Origin of the sequence: Streptomyces sp. NPDC096012 (genome assembly GCF_040426375.1) — a bacterium.
GTDB lineage: Bacteria > Actinomycetota > Actinomycetes > Streptomycetales > Streptomycetaceae > Streptomyces.
Genome location: NZ_JBEOTD010000030.1, coordinates 1 through 15,890 on the forward strand (window position 1 = coordinate 1; position 15,890 = coordinate 15,890).

At 70.1% G+C, this 15,890-nt stretch carries 15 protein-coding genes and 1 pseudogene; 8 read left to right on the forward strand and 8 right to left on the reverse strand.

The features are described 5' to 3' along the window. Positions 1-493 precede the first annotated feature (493 nt). A complete protein-coding gene (locus ABVB68_RS25590; protein ID WP_353603481.1) occupies positions 494-829 on the reverse strand; it encodes a hypothetical protein in 336 nt (111 codons plus the stop codon). Between the two features lie 885 nt (positions 830-1,714). On the opposite strand from ABVB68_RS25590, the gene ABVB68_RS25595 reads away from it, so the two are divergent. The 6 genes from ABVB68_RS25595 to ABVB68_RS25620 all read left to right on the forward strand — a co-directional run bounded on the left by ABVB68_RS25595 (position 1,715) and on the right by ABVB68_RS25620 (position 6,093). Continuing rightward, a complete protein-coding gene (locus ABVB68_RS25595; RefSeq protein WP_353603482.1) occupies positions 1,715-2,317 on the forward strand; it encodes a class I SAM-dependent methyltransferase in 603 nt (200 codons plus the stop codon). Positions 2,318-2,422: 105 nt separating this feature from the next. Beyond that, positions 2,423-2,710, forward strand: coding sequence for a metal-sensitive transcriptional regulator (locus tag ABVB68_RS25600; RefSeq protein WP_353603483.1), 288 nt, complete (start codon positions 2,423-2,425; stop codon positions 2,708-2,710). A gap of 122 nt (positions 2,711-2,832) precedes the next feature. Further along, positions 2,833-3,231, forward strand: a complete 399-nt coding sequence (locus ABVB68_RS25605) for a DUF302 domain-containing protein (protein ID WP_353603484.1) — start codon at positions 2,833-2,835, stop codon at positions 3,229-3,231. A gap of 351 nt (positions 3,232-3,582) precedes the next feature. Then, a complete protein-coding gene (locus ABVB68_RS25610; protein WP_353603485.1) occupies positions 3,583-4,941 on the forward strand; it encodes a rhodanese-like domain-containing protein in 1,359 nt (452 codons plus the stop codon). A 46-nt stretch (positions 4,942-4,987) separates the two neighbouring features. Then, positions 4,988-5,353, forward strand: coding sequence for a rhodanese-like domain-containing protein (locus ABVB68_RS25615; protein WP_353603486.1), 366 nt, complete (start codon positions 4,988-4,990; stop codon positions 5,351-5,353). Continuing rightward, positions 5,350-6,093, forward strand: coding sequence for a sulfite exporter TauE/SafE family protein (locus tag ABVB68_RS25620; protein WP_353603487.1), 744 nt, complete (start codon positions 5,350-5,352; stop codon positions 6,091-6,093). The genes ABVB68_RS25615 and ABVB68_RS25620 overlap by 4 nt, the downstream gene beginning before the upstream one ends. A 54-nt stretch (positions 6,094-6,147) precedes the next feature. On the opposite strand, the gene ABVB68_RS25625 is transcribed toward ABVB68_RS25620, so the two are convergent. Continuing rightward, a complete protein-coding gene (locus ABVB68_RS25625) occupies positions 6,148-6,435 on the reverse strand; it encodes a metal-sensitive transcriptional regulator (RefSeq protein ID WP_353603488.1) in 288 nt (95 codons plus the stop codon). 81 nt (positions 6,436-6,516) lie between these two features. Between ABVB68_RS25625 and ABVB68_RS25630 the strand changes: the two genes are divergently transcribed. Further along, complete coding sequence (locus tag ABVB68_RS25630) at positions 6,517-7,092, forward strand: rhodanese-like domain-containing protein (protein ID WP_353603489.1); 576 nt, start codon at positions 6,517-6,519, stop codon at positions 7,090-7,092. Positions 7,093-7,165: 73 nt separating this feature from the next. Here ABVB68_RS25630 and ABVB68_RS37000 read toward each other — a convergent pair. Then, positions 7,166-7,423, reverse strand: a pseudogene (locus ABVB68_RS37000) (IS110 family transposase); the annotation flags it as partial. Between the two features lie 1,161 nt (positions 7,424-8,584). Between ABVB68_RS37000 and ABVB68_RS25635 the strand changes: the two are divergent. Continuing rightward, positions 8,585-8,743 carry a hypothetical protein gene (locus tag ABVB68_RS25635; RefSeq protein WP_353603490.1) on the forward strand — a complete coding sequence of 53 codons (159 nt, stop codon included), beginning with the start codon at positions 8,585-8,587 and terminating at the stop codon, positions 8,741-8,743. Between the two features lie 214 nt (positions 8,744-8,957). On the opposite strand, the gene ABVB68_RS25640 is transcribed toward ABVB68_RS25635, so the two are convergent. The 5 genes from ABVB68_RS25640 to ABVB68_RS25660 all read right to left on the reverse strand — a co-directional run bounded on the left by ABVB68_RS25640 (position 8,958) and on the right by ABVB68_RS25660 (position 14,517). Next, the gene (locus ABVB68_RS25640; RefSeq protein WP_353603491.1) at positions 8,958-9,266 is read right to left on the reverse strand and encodes a hypothetical protein; all 309 of its coding nucleotides are present in this window, start codon (positions 9,264-9,266) and stop codon (positions 8,958-8,960) included. Between the two features lie 869 nt (positions 9,267-10,135). Next, on the reverse strand, positions 10,136-10,408 hold the full coding sequence (locus ABVB68_RS25645; protein WP_319594182.1) for a glutaredoxin domain-containing protein: 273 nt from the start codon (positions 10,406-10,408) through the stop codon (positions 10,136-10,138). Positions 10,409-10,457: 49 nt separating this feature from the next. Continuing rightward, positions 10,458-11,819, reverse strand: a complete 1,362-nt coding sequence (locus ABVB68_RS25650) for an SMI1/KNR4 family protein (RefSeq protein WP_353603492.1) — start codon at positions 11,817-11,819, stop codon at positions 10,458-10,460. Between the two features lie 379 nt (positions 11,820-12,198). Beyond that, on the reverse strand, positions 12,199-13,509 hold the full coding sequence (locus tag ABVB68_RS25655) for a hypothetical protein (protein WP_353603493.1): 1,311 nt from the start codon (positions 13,507-13,509) through the stop codon (positions 12,199-12,201). Positions 13,510-13,518: 9 nt separating this feature from the next. Then, the gene (locus tag ABVB68_RS25660; protein ID WP_353603494.1) at positions 13,519-14,517 is read right to left on the reverse strand and encodes an MFS transporter; all 999 of its coding nucleotides are present in this window, start codon (positions 14,515-14,517) and stop codon (positions 13,519-13,521) included. Positions 14,518-15,890 lie beyond the last annotated feature (1,373 nt).

Sequence of the window (15,890 nt, forward strand, 5' to 3'; positions counted from 1 at the left end):
GCCGCCGGTATCTGGCACAACAACAAGATCGGCGCACCAGTCACCCGCTCTCTGATCGCGTATGACCACTGATCACATCGGACTCACTCGTCTAGTGGAACGCAAAGCCCGCCGCATCCTGGACGAAGAGTCACCCGACACTCTGCGACTCGGATGCGCGCCGACGCCACTGCCTCACCCTAGAACTGGGCGAGCCAAGCGGGAGCGATCTGCCCCGGGGGCCACCGAGCGCCAAGTCCGCCAAGATCGACCCTGTGACCCGCGTCGTACCCGAATCGCGGCATCTTGCTCAAAAGAGAGCGGAGTAACTGCACTTGGCGGTGACACAGCTCCTGCACAGCTGCTGCAGCGCCCGCACCCCAGCCAACCATCCACTGTGACAGGCGGGTTGTGTGGCGTGGCCGTACCGACTCCGGGCGCCCACTCATGAGCGCGCACCAACCCACCGTCTTCCCGCGCCACAACCAAAGCGTGCAAGCGCGGTGCGCGCAGATCAGGATCGCCCGAATCCGCAGTAGGTCCGGTGGCCATAGCGGTAAGCCGCGATGATGCCGGCCACATAGCCCCGGTTGTACTCGGCGGACGCCCCCGGCTTGCCGGTCCGGCCACGGGAATCGCCGCGGACACAGTGGCGGGCGTATACAAGGCCGTCGCGATATCCGTCCTTGTAGCCCTGGTCGTAAGGGGTGGTCCTCGCCGAGCCGGGCTGCGTGACCACCGTCGGAGCAGACTGCGCCGCGAGTGCCTGAGCGTTTGCGGTCGCGGGAAGCAGGAGTGCGGCGGCAGCCAACGGGATTGCGAGGAGGACACTGAGTCGCTTCGCGTGCATGGCTTCCTCCTTGGCCGGAAAGCAGGGCACCGGTCACAAGCCGTGGGCGCGTCAGCCGAGTGACCAGGTTCTGATTGCTGACTGACCCATGCAGTTGAGGAACGGACGTCCGCCCGCCATTGACGGAATCTGCCGCAGACGAGCGTGCCGTTCCGGTGATGCATGCATGCTGTCGCCGGACCGGTGGGAGAAAACAGCAGCTCAGAGCCGACATCCCTCGCGACATCCGGCCAAGACGTCAAGGCAGACGAGAGCCTCCCTGACAGGCTAAGCCGGGCGATTTCGGGCCGCGACCTGAAACTGTCACGCAGGTCGGGGGCCAGAGCATTCGAACGGCAGGCCAGTTGGCCATGTGAACAACTCGCCAGCCGCATGCTGGGAGTTCAGGGAAACGGGCCGACACCGTCCGACTCGTCGGCCGCACGAGCTGCACATCAGCGCCCCGACTCAGACAGCTGGAGCGAATCCGAAAAGTCAGACATTTTAGTGGGGCGCCGGGCGGCGAATCGGACTGAGCCACAACCACGGCAGACACCTGAAAGCCACACCCGGCACCCCTGGGTGAGCCAACCCTACGAATGGCTCGCTCATCCCGATCAACAAGGCAGGGACGCCTGACACGAATTTGGGTGCGGCGGGCATCGGTCATCATCCGCCGCACCCCCGCGGGTCGGCTCCTCCGTGGTGCACCCGGGCACCGGGGGCGCCGGGCGCTCACCCCCGCCCCGGTGTGCCGGGCCCGCACAATAGCGACAAAGAACGCGTGCCGTCACCGCCGCCGAAGTCCGCCAAGCGGCGGTGCCAACAGCCGACGCCGAGCGGGCGCAGGCGAACGGACCGACTGCGACGGCGGGTCCGGGACAGGACAGACGCGAGGAGCACCACATGGACGCAGCAGCATGGGACGAGCGTTACCGCGGCGCCGAACTCGTATGGGCGGCGGAGCCCAACCGGTTCGTCGAGCAGGAACTGACCGGACTCGAGCCCACCGGCCGGGTACTCGACCTGGCCGCCGGGGAAGGACGCAACGCGGTCTGGCTGGCGAAGCTGGGATGGGAAGTAGACGCCGTGGACTTCTCCGCCGTGGCACTGGAGAAGGCAGGGCGGCTGGCCGCCGACCGCGGTGCGCGGCTGCACACCGTCTGCGCGGACCTGACCGCATGGTCTGCTGCGGAGGCGACGTACGACCTGGCGCTCATCGCCTATCTCCACCTGCCGTGGCAGCAGATGGAACACGTGCTCCGGCAGGCCGCACGTGCGGTCCGGCCCGGTGGGACCCTGCTGCTCGTCGGTCACGCCGCGGCCAACCTCCGGCAAGGCGACGGCGGGCCCCAGGACCCTCGTGTGCTGTACACCGCCGAGCAGGTCGCCACCGTGTGGCGAGCCTATGCCGACATCGTGCGAGCCGAGACCGTCCAGCGCCTGGTGACCACCCCCGACGGCCCCCGCACCGCCCTCGACACGCTGGTCCGCGCCGTGCGGCCGTGACCTCCCGGAACAGATCCGCCACCGGGCGGGTTCCGAGAGATACCCCGCAGGGTATGCGCGAGGCTGGTAAAATACCCCATAGGGTATTGGACTCGAGGAGTGGTCGTGGAACTGGAGCTTGAAGGCTCGGACCTGAAATCCGTGCTGAACCGACTGCGCCGCGCACAGGGGCAGATCTCAGGCGTGATCCGGATGATCGAAGAAGGCCGCGACTGCGAAGACGTCGTCACGCAGCTCGCCGCCGCGTCCCGCGCCCTGGACCGCGCCGGTTTCGCCATCATCGCCACCGGTCTGCAGCAGTGCGTGACCGACATGGACACCGGCCGGAAGAACGGTGAGGACACCGCGCAGATCCGCAACCGACTGGAGAGACTCTTCCTGTCACTGGCGTGAGAACGGCACGAAACGCTCGTTCCGCACGCGCGCTTGCGGGACCTCTCCGGACGCCGGCACGCGTGGGCCACAGACACTGGGACACCCGTTCCGGCACCGTCGAGCCATCGAAAGGCAAGGTCATGCCCTACGACCGCACCGTGCACCTCGACACCGACTTCGCCACCGCCGTCGAGCGCGTCCGCGAGGCCCTGTCCGCGCAGGGCTTCGGAATCCTCACCGAGATCGACGTCACCGTCACCCTCAAGGCCAAGCTGGACCAGGACATGGAGGAGTACGTCATCCTCGGCGCCTGCAACCCGTCGCTCGCTCACCGCGCTCTCGACGTCGACCGCTCCATCGGCCTGCTGCTTCCCTGCAATGTCGTCGTCCGTGCCGAGGGCGGCCGTACGGTCGTCCAGGCGCTCGACCCAGACACGATGGTCGCCCTCACCGGGCTCGATGCCCTGCGTCCCATCGCCGACGAGGCGACCCGCCGCCTCGACGCTGCGCTCGCTTCCCTCGCCACCCGGACCGCGTAAGTCCGACACGACTGCGTACAGCCGGACGGCACCCCCGGCTCCGCAGCCGACTCCACGCCGCCCGAGGGCAGGCGCCGTCCCGGACACCGGCAGCTCACACGCCCGCCACTCGGGCGGACCACGGATGCCCCGCACGCCCACCGAGGCCCTCGCCCCACTGCGCTGCGCCCTGAATGCCTCCGTTCGCACCGACGTCCGGGGGAGCCCCTCCACGCCACCCGGCCCGGCTCACGTCAGGTGTGCCGGCACGGCAGAAATACCCCACGGGGTACCAGAAATACCCCCGGGGGTACTCATGTTACGGTGGTACGTATACCCCGGGGGGTAATCTACGTGGGAAGGGGCATCTCCGTGTTCTTCATCGACACCATCGAACTCGACGGTCTCGGCAACCGCCACTACCTGGCCGGCGGCAAGCAGACGGCCGTGGCGGTGGACCCGCCGCGCGACTTCGACCAGGTCCTGGCGGCGGCCGCCCGGCGCGGGGTGCGGATCTCACACGTGGTGGAGACCCACATCCACAACGACTACGTCACCGGCGGTCTGGAGCTGGCCCGGGTGACCGGTGCCGTCTACCTGGTGCCGGCCGGCGCGCGCGTGTTCTTCGCCCGGGTGCCCGTGGCCGACGGCGACACGGTCACCGTCGACTCCGGGCTGGAGCTGCGGGCCATGGCCACCCCCGGCCACACCCCGCACCACACGTCGTACGTGTTGCAGGAGAACGGCGTTCCGGTGGCCGCGTTCACGGGTGGGTCGCTGCTGATCGGCACGGTGGGCCGGCCGGACCTGGTCGAGCCGCGGCTGACCGAGCGGCTGGCCCGTGCCCAGCACGCCTCCGCGCACCGTCTGGCGGCCGAGCTGCCCGACGAGACGTCCGTGCTGCCCACGCACGGCTTCGGCAGCTTCTGCTCCTCGGCGCAGGCCGAGGGGGACGCCACCACCATCGGCAAGGAGAAGAGCGTCAACGCGGCGCTGACCCAGGACGTGGACTCCTTCGTCGCCCGGCTGCTGGCCGACCTCGACGACGTGCCCGCCTACTACGCGCACATGGGCCCGGCCAACGCCGGCGGCCCCGTACCCCTGGACCTGACTCCGCCGGCCGTCGCGGACGCCGCCGAGATCGCCACCCGCCTCGCGGCCGGAGAGTGGGTGGTCGACCTGCGCAACCGCATCGCGTTCGCCCGCGGCCACGTCGCCGGCTCGTTCAACTTCGAGGCGGACGGCAAGATCGCCACGTACCTCGCCTGGATGATCCCGTGGGGCAAGCCGGTCACCCTGCTCGCCGAATCCCCCGAGCAGCTGGCAGCCGCCCAGCGCGAACTCGTCCGGGTCGGCATCGACCGGCCCGCCGCAGCCGCGACCGGCACGCCCGGGGAGTGGGTGACCGAGGGCGGCTCCCTGGCCTCCTTCCCCCGCTCCACGTTCGCCGGCCTGGCCGAGCACGGCACGGACGGCATCGTGGTCCTGGACGTACGGCGCGACTCCGAGCGTGCCGCGGGCCACATCGACGGCTCCGTCCACATCCCCGTCCATCAGCTGCACAAGCGCCTGGGCGAGGTGCCGGCCGGCACCGTCTGGGTGCACTGCGCCGGCGGCATGCGGGCCGGTATCGCCGCTTCGCTGCTGGACGCCGCCGGCCGTGACGTCGTGGCCGTCGACGACGGCTTCGACGCCGCCGCCGACGCAGGACTGCCCCTCGTCACCGGCTGAACGGCCCCGCCGCGCCCCTTTGCCAGCTCCCCCGAGAGGCTTTGTGATGTTCCTCTTCCGTAACCGCGCAGAGCGCGTCACCGTAGACGAGGCCCGCCGGCGCACTCAGGGCACCGGCGCCCCGGCCGTGCTGCTCGACGTGCGCGAGCAGGTCGAATGGGACGCCGGTCACGCCCCCGGTGCCCTCCACACGCCGCTGTCCCGCCTGGCGACGGGCGCCGCGCTGCCCGCCGCAGCCCAGGGCCGGCCGCTGGTCGTGATCTGCCGCAGCGGCAACCGCTCGCAGCGGGCCGCCGGGCTGCTGGCCGAACGCGGCGCCGAGGCGGTGGACGTCAAGGGCGGCATGCAGGCATGGGCCGCCGCCGGCCACCCGGTCGTCGACGGACGCGGAAACACCGGCTCCATATCGTGACCGCTCTGATCCTCGCGCTCGTCGCCGGTGCCGTCATCGGCCTGGCCCTGGGCGGCCTCGGTGGAGGCGGCAGCGTCCTCGCCGTGCCAGCCCTGATCTACCTGCTCCACTTCACCCCGGCTGAAGCGACGACGGCCAGCCTGGTCATCGTCACCCTCACCTCGGTCACGGCGCTCGTCGGGCACGCCCGGGACGGCAACGTGGCCTGGCGCACCGGACTGCTGTTCGCCGCGGCCGGCATCGTGCCCGCCATGCTCGCCGGGGCCGCCGCCGGCCATCTGCCCCAGACCATGCTCACAGTCGCCTTCGCCGCCATAGCGGCACTCGCCGCGCTGCGCATGCTGCGGCCCGCCCGAAGCGAGCCGTCCGGCACGGTCAACCCCGGCAAGGCGGGCGCCGCCGGGGCCGGCCTCGGCGCGGTGACGGGCTTCCTCGGCGTGGGCGGCGGCTTCCTCGCCGTCCCTGCCCTCGTGAGCGTGCTGAGCCTGCCCATGCGCCGAGCCGTCGGCAGCAGTTTGCTGGTCATCACGATCAACTCCCTGGCCGCGCTCGCCGCCCGGGCCGGCACCGGCACGCACCTGGACTGGGCGGTCATCGCACCGTTCACCGCGGCGGCGATCCTGGGCGCCTGGGACGGCAAACGCCTGTCGAAGAAGGTCAGGGGACATACCCTTCAGCGCCTCTTCGCCTACGTGCTGCTCGCGGTCGCGGCCTTCATGCTCGTGGACGTGATCGCATGACCGTGTCCGCACGCCTCGGGATCCACACTCCTCAGGCAGGGGGGCGAGAGAGCGTCATGCCAGCGAGAGGAACAGCTTCTCCAGCCGGGCACGCATCTGTTCACGATCCTCACCGGACCCATCACCACTGCCGGAGTCCGCGAGGCACCGCTGGAGACCGGTGGCGATCACGGCGAATCCTGCTCGGTCGAGGGCGCGCGATGCGGCCGCGAGCTGGGTGACGACCTCCTCGCAGTCGCGACCCTCCTCGATCATCCGGATCACCCCGGATATCTGACCCTGCGCCCGGCGCAGCCGGTTCAGCACCGACCGCAGCTCCGCGCCCGCCAGATCAAGTTCCACGACCACTCCTCACAGACACCCCACGGGAAACAAGCGCTCCCGCTCCCGGGGCACCCACGACTCACAAGGATGACATCCGCCATGACCACCCCCACCACCCTCGACCCCCGCCAGGCCCACAGCCGCCTTCAGGAACTCACCGTCATCGACGTCCGTACCCCCGGCGAGTACGCCGGCGGCCACATGCCCGGCGCCCTGAACATCCCTCTGGACCAGCTCGACCGGGCGCTGCCGGACATCCGCACCGCCTCCCAGCGCGGCGAGGTTCTCGTCGTCTGCGCCTCCGGCGCCCGCTCCGAGAACGCGTGCCGGATGCTCGCGGACGCAGGCATACACACCGCCACGCTCACCGGCGGCACCGCCGCCTGGGCGGCCCAAGGCCATGACCTGCACCGGCCTGAGGGAAGCACGAAGGCGACCTGGGGCATGGAGCGTCAGGTCCGCCTCACCGCCGGATCGGTCGTCCTGCTGGGCCTGGCACTGGGCGAGTTCGTCCACCCGGCCCTCCGGCTGCTGTCTGCCGGCATCGCCGGGGGCCTGGTCTTCTCCGCCGTGACCAACACCTGCGGCATGGCCGCCATGCTCGCCAAGCTCCCCTACAACCGGCCCCGCAAGGCCGACCTCGACGCGACGCTGGCACGCCTGCGCGCCAACTGAGCCCGGTGCCGCGATTCGCACGATACCGCCCGGTCCCGGCATGCCCTGCGGTGGCGAGCGGATAGCGGGAGAGGGACGCCCCGTAGGAACCGGTCCCCTCCACACCGACCCGCCGCACGGTTCCCCGCTTCCTGGCCCACTTCAGCAGATCCCGATATCCCGCCGCGGTGGCCGGGAACTCGCCGGTGGCCAGCACCGCCCCCATCGCGGAGAGCACCGCACCCACATGGGCATCCCGGTGCGTGTCCACTCGCAAAACCACCTCCCCCGCAGGGCGATGACGAGGAGTCTGCGAAGCAGGCGGCGTACTGGACATGGTCGATCTGGACATGCCCCTTCCGCTTCCGGTCCCATGGCGCGTCGCCGGCACCGGGCCGCGTCAGGCGGTCAGAATCGTGAGGACGCCACAACGATCGGCAGGCCCCCATGGGGACACGCCCCGCCGCCCGGCACCGACAACGCACCATCCCCGGCCAACGGCCAACACTGTGTGATCGGGACACTTTGGTCAGAAATATCAGGAGTCAGACCCCGGACCCGGGACAGCACCCGCTCATCCTCCCGCCAGCCACAGCATCCCCATCCAAAAACGCTGAGCATGCTCAGTCCCAGTCCTAGGCACGTCCTGGATCTGACTCCGGCCGATCGATATACGGCACAGAAGCCGACACCTTTGTTCAGGTCGCTTCAGACCAGGGTGGCTTCTCCACGGCTGTCTGCAGCACGGGGCAGCGCACCAACGTGCCGGCGATCGGGTCGCCGAGCCGTCGCCCGCTGTGAGGCACTCGAAGCGTCGTTTGACGGTGGAGGGCCTTTCTGCGGGCCTTGACCGCCGAGCCTTTGGCGAGTTTGTACATCCGGGGCGATCTGTACCGGTCCATCGCCTGACTTGTCCTGGGCACGCGCCCGCCCGCTCAGCACCGCCCGGGCCGCGTTCGAAGGGCTACGACCTGGTGCGTCGCGGCGGGTTCCCATGCCGCGTGCTACGCATCGGGCTCCGGCCCGTGGCCGACCAGGCGTGCGCGGAATTCCGGCAGCACCAGGGCGCCCGGCCCGGACCCCGTCCTGACCAGTAGTGATCCGGCATGACGGGCCGTCATAGGGGGAACCGGCGGAGGTGGACGAGTCGTCGAGCCCTGGACGGTGCTCGACGACGAACAGGAGCTCCTGGTGGGGAAGCATGGCGCGACGCGGTTGGGATGCGCGCTGCTGCTCAAGCCCTACACACGTCCACGGCGGGTTCCCCGGGCCGGAGGAGTTCCCGGACAAGGTGGCCGCCTTCGTCGCGCGGCAGACGGAAGTGGCCACCCCGAATCACGGGAGGCAGCTCGCCGCGCCGGTGCGGAGGGGTTCGCGGACCGCGGCAGCGGCGCCGAGTACGCCGGTCGACTTCCCCTTCCCCGGCGAGATCCCCCCGTCGGCGCCACCGACCGCGGAGGCCCCGGGCTCATCCGCGCCACCCACAGATCACCACGCCCATAACCACGGCGCCATGGTTCTTTTTCCGCTTCACGGGCAGCGCCGCTGCGAGGGGCTCGCGGCCGTCAGGGGCGTCCTCGAACCGCCGCGCGTAAGGCGCGGTGATTTCCCGGTGAGCACCCGCAGCGCCCTCACCGGCCTCGGCTACTTCGTCGGGAAGGCGCAGTCGTAGCAGAACGGCCCCCATCGGGGCCGGCTTCCTCATCAACGCCTTCCCGCTGTCCGCGGAGGGCACGATGAACCGCGGCTTCACCCAGACGGACGCCTTCGCCGACTACCCCGCCCTCCCGGGCGGCCACTGACCTCAGCCGCCCACGGCGGCCATCTCCTGACTGTGCCGCTCACCTGCAGCTTCTCGCCTATTTGCGGTGGGTGACATGTTCGGGTTAGCGGTAGTCGTCCGGGTACGACTGCATCCAAGTGTTGATCTTGTCGCGGGTCGTGACCAGCAGTTTCTGGTGCTTGTGGAGGTTGTCGAACGTGAAGTCGCCGCCCAGCGCGTTCTGCATGTGCTCGATCCAGCCGAGCGGCTGCCTGAAGTGGGCTGTGCCCTTCGGGCTGACCTTCATCGAGTTGCCGAGGTCGTCGAGGTTGGTCAGGAGACGGTTGAGGAAGTACTGGCAGTTTCCGGGGGTCCCGCAGCTGTCGTTGTACGTTGCTTGCAGTACTGCGAAGGCGTCTCGTACCTGCGGCACGGCCGCGCCTGGAGCGGCTGGGGTGGTCGGGTAGCCAGTCGATGTGGCGGTGCTCGGCGTTGGCGAACTCCCGACCTCTTTTACCGCAGTGATCCCGGGCGTCGGAGTCGCCGCGACGGAGGAAGCCACGGGCCCGGCCCCGGCCGCAGTGCTGTGTCCACCAGAGCAGCCGGTCGCGAGAGCGGCTGCGAGTAGCACGACGGCCACTCCAGGTATGAGCTGCGTTGCACGCATGGGTTGTCCTCGAGTTCCGGGATGATGAACAGGGCGATACGCGTGCATACCCTGCGCTGGTGTCCGCTGTCCATCTGACGCAGGTGACGGGGATCCGCGAGGGCATGCGGATCCGGTAGGAAGCCAGGCGAGTCATGTAGGACGCCGTCACCGTTCCTGTAGTCGATCCGTCCCCGTCGCCTGTCCCCGTCGCTACTGGAAATCTGCAGGTCACGCACGATCGGCGATGCTGAGAAGCCCGACGCTCCGTCAGGTATGGCGTACCGCGCGGCCATAGCCACGATGCACCGTTGGTGCGATTTCGGATGGAGGTCGCCCGAGATCGGCGGTGTAGGTCCACACATCGCTGCCTTCGAGTGGCGGAGTTCGGGCGCGACGCCAAGTCGGCCTGATCGACTGCCTCTATGCGACAGAGGGCGCGCGGAGGCTGATACTGCGGAGCGGGCGTTGCGGCCGGAACTGGCCTGTCTCCCGGTCGAGGCCGTCGTACCCCGGATCTACGACGACATGGTCGAGGTGCGCTGTGCGATGCGGAACAGGGCGGGCTCGCGTTGGGGTGGTGCCCGACGGCCCTCGACCGCGTCCGGGCCGGCCACAGGCCATCGCGCCCTCGCCCTGTCTCCTCTCGCGCCAGGTCAGGACGCCAGCAGGTGCGGTGCGTGCGTGCGGACCGCGTCCAGTAGTTGTTGCTTCGACGGGTTGACCATGGCGTGCCCGGCGACGGTGACGGTGGGCACCGTCTCGTTCCCGTCCGCGACGGAACGGACGAACGCCGCTGCGTCCTTGTCCCGCCAGATGTTCCGCTTGGAGTAGCGCAGGCGGGTGAAGAGCAGGCTCAGCCGCAGCTTCATGCAGAACACGCACCCAGGCCGCCAGTACATCACGACACCCTCGCGTTCCTCGGACATGCCATTCCCCCGTACGGTGTCGCTGTCCCTGACTGCTGGAACGCCCAGCCTACGGGAGGCCGGGGCCCGTCCCTCGGGGCGTGGCCAGGATCTCGCGGCCGCGGTCCGGGGTGATCATCTGGGCCAGGGCCGGGTCGGCGAACAGGGATATCGGGGCGATATGGTCCTCACACACCGGCTCCCACAGGCGCAGCGCGGCGTGGAGTTCGGGCCACGCCTCGTCACACAGGGCCGCGCGGGCCGCGCGGACCTTGGCGGGGTCGGACAGCGGGTCGGCTTCCGGCCGCGGGCCGCCGCCCGCGTACAGGGTGACGACGATCGGACCCGTACGGTTCGGCGGTTCGTCGGGAGCCTGGAAGGCTGGGTGTCCGGTGAGGCGGTCGGTGACGGCGTGCACGGCCGCGTCGAACTCGGGCCCGCCAAAGGTGAGCCGGAAGCCCGGCTCGGCCGTACGGGCCTCGTAGTCGGCGACGAGCGCCCGCACAGGCGCGGGCGCGTACTCCCTGAGCCGCGGCAGGGGCCGCAGGTCGTGAGGGTGCGCGAGCTGATCCTGCCGGACCAGCAGCGGCAGGAGTTGCGCGGCGAACAGCGGACTGAGCAGGAGGTCGTCGTGCCCCAGGCGGTACCACATCAGGCTCGCGATGTGGCCGCGCCAATCGCCGAGCATCGCCTTCATCTGCATGCTCAGCACGTCGGCCCGCTCCCGCCCGTACTCGTGCGCCTGGGCGAACACCGCCAGCGGTCTGTCGACGGCCCCGGCCAGCGCCTCGCAGCGGGCTCGCTCGACCTCCGCGTCCCAGTGGTCCCGGGTGGCGCCCGGCGGCTTGCGCAGGGCGTGGAAGGACACCCACTGCCGACGCATGAGGTCGTAAAAAGAGCCGTACCGCTCCGGTCCCTCGCCGGACCAGGAAGCGAGCCAGTACGCCGCCCACTCACCGTCCTCGTCCACGTCGTCCGGGTCGAGCAGCATGACCGCCGCGTCACCCTCGAGGGACAGGCGCAGGGAGCGCGCGAGGATCTTCGCCTCCTGAACGCCGAACGCATCCTCACCGTCCTCGTCCTCGTCCTCGTCCTCGTCCTCCGCGAGGTCTTCCCAGACCTCGATCCAGGTGCGGTCGTCGGTATCGCGCAGCCATTCCAGCTCCGCGGTGCCCGCCAGCCGGTAGATGAAGTTGCCCGCGTCCCTCCACCCGTTGGTGACCTGCAGGAACTGCCGCAACGAAGGCGGCAGCCGGCGCCCCAGCCGGGCCTCGGCCGCGGCGACCTCGGTCTCGCTCGCCGGCGCGAACCCGAGCCAGGTGTCACGCACGACCTCCGGCGCGAGCGGCGCGTCCTTCTCCGGGTCGTGCCCCGCGATCCACTCCGCGCTCCACTGCTCCAGAAACGGTCGCCACGCCGTGCACTCACCCATCGTCCCCTCCGCCTCTCGCTCTCCGTTGTCTGACTTCACCTCACCACAGAGGTATGACAATGAGTTGCGGCCCCGGCTCGGCTCCGCTCGGCCTTCTCCTTGGCTCGGCTACCACGATGGGGCGGTCGGCGCCGTCGTCGCCCACCCTCGCCTTATTCGGGCGGGCCGGGGGCTCCGAATTCGGCACCCGGTCGCTTTGCCCGGGTCGGCACCGCGGGAGTGTCGTGGCCGCGACTCACGACCCCAGCCCCGCCCCAGCCAGAACGGCATCCCCGCGGGGCGGCCGTTCCAGATGCTGAGCGCCGCGGCACCCCGCAGCAGCTCCAGGACCTCGCCGATCTCGTGGATCCTGTGACGGCCCATCCGCCGCGGGAGGAGATCAAGACTTGTGACCGCGCCCCGGCCACGGGCTTCGAGAGAGCCAGAGGTCCCGGTTGCCCGCGATCAGCACACGCCCGTCCGTGAGGGTGGCCGCCGCGCTCGGGGGATCCTCGCTGCAGCCGAGGCCGCCGCGTTGCCAGCCCGTGGTCGTCCCGTCGCCAACCCAGACGGAACTGCACCACACCGTGCGGGAGTTCGGCTCGGACTTCGGCCGGGGGGCCGATCCGACCAGGACCGGGTGGCCCGCGGAGTCGACGGTCGCGGCAGCGATGTTGCCGGTGCCCATCGCCGAACTGTCCATCCGCATCCAGTGGGTGCCGTCCTGGCTGGTGAGAACCAGCGGGAGGGAATCGTAGAAGGCGCCGGCCTTCGCGTAGCCGCCCACGGCAAACCAGTGGCCCGACGCGTACAGGACGCGGTGCACCTGTGTGCCCGGTGGCATCCCGGTGATGTCGCCGGACGTCCAGTGCAAGCCGCCGTCCGCGCTGTGCCAGAACGGGATCGTGCCCGTGGGGTGGAAGTTGTAGGCGTTGGTCGCCGCCGCGCCGAAGGCGACGACCTGTGTGCCGTTGACGCCGAAGTCGCCCACGGGCGTGGACGGTTGCCGACCGTCGATCGCCGGCAGCGGCACGCGACGCACGGTCTTGCCCGCGTCGTCGGACGCGAACACGTACGGAGACTCCACCTGGTCGACGGTCTGGCCGCCGCCGATCAGCAGGCGCGTGCCGACCTTCATCGCGGTGTTCACCGAGGCGTCGTCCGCGGTCTCCTGCTCGGGGTGGATGTTGAACGTCAGCGGCAGCGCGGCGAGCCGGGGCTGCTCGCCGTTCGGCGCTCGGCGGGTCAGCGTGGCGCCGACCCCGATCAGTGAACCGTCGTCCCACGGCACCACCACGTCGCCCGGCAGGCCGCCGCCGAGCCAGCCGCTGCGCATGGAGTACGGCACGTCGGCTTCGTCGTCTGCGCCCGGCTTCGGGGTGATCGAGAGCTTCGTACAGCCCTGCGAACCGGTCCAGTTGACGTTCACATAGCGGTACCCGTTGGCGAACGTCCCCTCTCCCAAGGCGCAGTCGCCCAGCGGCACCAGCTGGCGAAGACCCTCGCCAGGCGCCACGTACCCCTTGTTGTGCGAGCCGGTCACCGACGGGTAGCCCACCGCGCCCGCGTACTTCTTGAACCCGAGCTTTGTCGCGCTCGTCTCTCCCGAACCGGTGTTGTCCGCTCTGATCTTGCCGCAGCCGCCCAGCACCAGGGCCATGCCGGCTATCAGGCTCGCGACGGCGGCGAGCCTCCCCCCACGTGTTCTCATCCCTCCACGCTACTGAGCTCCACCGCATGATGCCGGGAGTTGCCAGGGCGGGCGCAACGTGCGAGCCCCGACTATGTTCTTCAACGTCCTCGCCACCTTCGCTGAGTTCGAGATCGACCTGCTCTGCCACCGGCCCCGTGAAGGCATGACGGAAGGTGTCGCGCTGGCGCCGTCCCCGAAGGCCTGAAGCCCCCACGAAGTAGGCGAGCCCCACCAAGATGTCAACCGCTCGTCCCCCGCCTGTGGTTCCGAACGCGTGGACGCCGCCTGCACCTCACGCTCATAGGCTTCGGGGTCCGGTACCCGGGCCCGCAGCCAGAACGACAGCAGGAGTACGGCGATGCCGGGGACGGCGAGCACACCGAGTGCGGGGCCGTAGTCGTTCCCGGTCAGTGCCAGCACGCCCGCCACCAGCAGCGGACCGAGCAGGGCGCCGATCTGGCCCATGGCCTCATGGAGGGCGAAGCCCCGGCCCCGCCCGGTCGCGGCCGTGGCATGCGACAGCAGCGTGTCCTTCGCCGGCGAGCGCACCGCCTTGCCGACGCGCTCTGCGACCACCAGCACACACGCTGTCCACAGCACCCCGGCCACACCCAGCAGCGGGACCGCGACCACCGTCAGCGCGTATCCGGCGATCGCCAGACCCCAGAAGCGGCGCGTCCGGTCCGCCAGCGGCCCGGAGACCAGCCTCCGCTCGCGGTGGCTGCGGTCGTCGTGGTCACGCCGACCCTCGTCGAGGTCCTCGGCATGGTCGCCTACGTCCGGCTCATCCCACGCCTGATCCCGGCTGACCAGCGCACGCAGGACGCACCCGTCGCGCCCTGAGACGCGGCCAGCAGTGAACGGCGTCATCACCGCCGCCGCGAGGCCGCCGCCCGGCCCGCCGGCCCGGGCGCCGCCGCCTCCGCCGAGCTGGCTCCTCGCACCCGCAGCCAGGCGGGCTCGCTCGCCCTGATGATCGCCACCGGCATCGGCCTGCACGACTTCGCCGAGGGCCTGGCCAGCCATCGGTAACTCCGCCGCCCAGGGACGCCTGTGACACCCGCTGCTGGCTGCGGTCATGGCGGGGTGGGCCGTGTCAGAGGACAACGCGGAGTCGGCGGTCCTGCTGCTGAGCGAACTGGTCAGCAATGCCGTTCTGCCCGCCCGGAACACCGGCCGGGTGCTTGTCAGCGCCCGGCTGCGGTGGGGCCTGCTGGAGTGCGAGGTCGCGAGCCAAGACCTGAGCTGGGGACCCGGGCCACCGAACACAATGCAGCAGAGGGCGGCGCACCAACCAGTCCTGAGCCGGTCGGTGGTGAGACCGCACCCCTGCAGGGCAGCCTGACGCCGGATACCGCCGTCGAGGATCCGACCGAGTCCGGCCGCGAGGGAAACCCCTGCTGGACGCGCTCGCCGACGCGTGGGGCGTCCGCCGCACGGCCTGGGAATAAGCGTCTGGTTCGTGCTGCCGACCCACCCCCCAGCCACCGCGTGCGGACCATTGTGCCCTGTCACCGCAGAACCGTCCGGCACGTACGACCGAGTCCGGTTTCGTCACGGCTGCAGCATCAACGGTGGCCACGACGTCACGCATCCACCGACAGCCGGCATACCGCTGAGCCCGCCTGAGCAGGGCACACCGCATCGACCCACCACACGACAAGACCCACCCGGATTCCCGCGGGGCCGCGTCGCCTCACGAAGCTCCACCTTGCTGGCTGCGATCGCAAATCCAGCGTCACCGAGCGCATCGCAGGAACACGAACTGCATGAGGAGCCGGGCGCGTCATGCGCGCAAGCACAGTCGAGCTCGACGAGACGAAGCCCCACCGGAGTGCTCCGGTGGGGCTTCGTCTCGTGGTTCCGGCAGAGGCCCCGCCAGCATGCTCCCCGGCGCGGCCTTGCTCTATCACCGCCCTGTCACAGGCACTGTCACACGTCTGTCACCAACTACACGGACTCCCCAGGACTTGCTGCCCTGACCTGCTCTTACGCGCCCGCCCTGGACTGACGTGGACGCCCAAAGACGGTCTCTACAACCTGTGCCATGTGGTGCCCAGTGAGGGACCCAGGATCAGGACCGGAGCGTCTTCCGGCCCGTCAAAGCGGTATTGCAGGGTGTTCGGGGGTGTCTCACTCACGCCCAGACCCTCTCACGTCTCACGGACGCCCCTATAAAGCGGGGGTGCGAGAAACCGGTCTGACGGTGCGCGGGGGTCGTGGCGCAGCCGGGTGAACACGATGCGGTGCAGGGCGGCGTTGGCCTGGCGGTCGCCGCCATGGTTGAGCCGACGCGTGCACCGCCGGCCAGAACTCCAACATCACCGTCTACCTCACCACGATCCCGCCGTTCACCGAAGTCCACCCGGGCACTGCAACGCAGGAGACCGCACGCGAGC